This is a genomic window from Bacillus sp. AY2-1 (assembly GCF_008368965.1).
Classification (GTDB): Bacteria; Bacillota; Bacilli; order Bacillales; family Bacillaceae_G; genus Bacillus_A; species Bacillus_A thuringiensis_S.
Genome location: NZ_QPEL01000079.1, coordinates 1 through 1,800 on the forward strand (window position 1 = coordinate 1; position 1,800 = coordinate 1,800).

Sequence of the window (1,800 nt, forward strand, 5' to 3'; positions counted from 1 at the left end):
TCTAATTCAATTGAATTAGAAAAACAATCCCAAGTTCTTGGTGAAGAAATTAGGAATGACTTAACTCAGAATCGAAGTAAAAATAATGGTAAAGGGAATAGTGAAGACAATAGCATCTTTAATTATTCAAAATTCCGTTCATATGATCGTGATGGAAATCCGAATAAATATGGAGGATATGCATTTATACAAAAGCTAGGTATTAATGTTTGTCCGTATTGTAACCGTATTTTTACCCATTCGCATATTAATCAGGGTAAAGCTAAAGCGACACCACAGTTAGACCATTTCTATTCAAAGAAAAACTATCCTTTTTTATCATTGTCATTTTATAATCTTATCCCGAGTTGTGAAAATTGTAATAGTCGGTTGAAAGGGAGCAAGGATTTTTATAAGAATCCTCATCTTCATCCTTATGAGAATGGATTTGATGATTATTTACAATTTAAAATCAAACTGGTTAAGAGTAAATCTAAAAAGGACTATGTCTCTATCTGGACTAACCAATCTACTGATGCATTTGAAATTATTTTAGATAAAAATGAAGCTCCTCTTGTAATGCCTAGAGATCCTGAATTCTTCAATAAGGCTGAACTTAATATTGAAACCTTTCAGTTGAGAGAGATGTACCAGTTTCATAAAGATTATGTAGCTGAACTTTTAATGAAAGCGATGATTTATAATAAAGATGGAATACAACATGTGATTAATACTTTTCCGGAATTATTTAAAACACGTGAAGAAGCAATGCGTTTAATTACATCGAACTATGTATCCCTCCCTGATTTAGAAAAGCGAGTTTTGGCTAAGTTGACAAGGGACATTTGTACTGATTTAAAATGGTTATAAATAGAGGATCAAAAAGAGCAAAGCGGAAACCGTTTAAAAACTCTTAGGTTTTGATTGTACTTTTTTCTAGGTAAGTAATTTATAAATTAAAAACACCTTTTCAACATGAAGAGGTGTTTCTTAATTTATAAATAATTCTGATGCTTTTTCAGTTGCAATAAAGTTTAACTCTTCCTCTTCTATAAAGTTTAATAGTGAAATATCAACGGGAATATTGATTAATCCTTTTAGATGAGCTAAGATTCTCCGTCTGAGGGAAAGTATTTGACTGATATTAACGTAACGGCTATCATACAATATCAACAAATCAATATCATTAGGGGTTGCTGTTTTCTCAAATGAGCCAAATAAGAAAAACCTCAGACTACTTAGCTTCACGTTCTCTTCTTTTACGCTCTGCTGGAGTGATGTAATTAATAAATGCTTTTCCATCGAGATTTAATGCTCCTAAAAATTCATTGATTAGGAATAAACCTAGGCCATTCTCTTTAGCAACGCTCTTTCCGGTGGACGAATAACTGTTCCATAGACTGATTGTTACAATACTATTGAGTTTATGCCCATTGTGCTGTGACATAATTTCATAAACTTCAGCTTCACTAACAACATAATAATTTGTTAAGTGTACTAATAATTCCTTACCATTTAACTTTATGATTTTAAATAGCTGTTCTTCTAATTGTTCTATTGATTTCACTTTAGAATGGCCCTTTACTCTGGACATAAAGAAACGTATGCTTTCAGGTCTAGGGAGCTTCTCATAATAACCCAAGTCTGGCACATATATCCCTCCTAATTTAATTAATCAATAATAGTGTTAATTTCTCTTGGAAACAATGGCACATTTCTATCCCTAAAGTCTGAAGTGTAATTTTCCTTTAATCCTTCTGCATGGTTAATGAATTTATCCAGTATCATTATTTTTTCTGGAGGGATCAGGTGCTCATTTTC

At 31.8% G+C, this 1,800-nt stretch carries 3 protein-coding genes; 1 reads left to right on the forward strand and 2 read right to left on the reverse strand.

The window, feature by feature from the left end; genetic code table 11:
• Window positions 1-849: hypothetical protein (locus tag DN403_RS31225; RefSeq protein WP_179958938.1), on the forward strand; the 849-nt coding region annotated here is incomplete at its 5' end.
• 120 nt (window positions 850-969) lie between these two features.
• Here the strand turns inward: DN403_RS31225 and DN403_RS19615 are convergent.
• Both DN403_RS19615 and DN403_RS19620 read right to left on the reverse strand, forming a co-directional pair.
• On the reverse strand, window positions 970-1,227 hold the full coding sequence (locus tag DN403_RS19615) for a hypothetical protein (RefSeq protein WP_179958939.1): 258 nt from the start codon (window positions 1,225-1,227) through the stop codon (window positions 970-972).
• Window positions 1,214-1,630, reverse strand: a complete 417-nt coding sequence (locus DN403_RS19620) for a hypothetical protein (RefSeq protein WP_097842017.1) — start codon at window positions 1,628-1,630, stop codon at window positions 1,214-1,216. Before DN403_RS19620 ends, DN403_RS19615 begins: the two co-directional genes overlap by 14 nt.
• Window positions 1,631-1,800 lie beyond the last annotated feature (170 nt).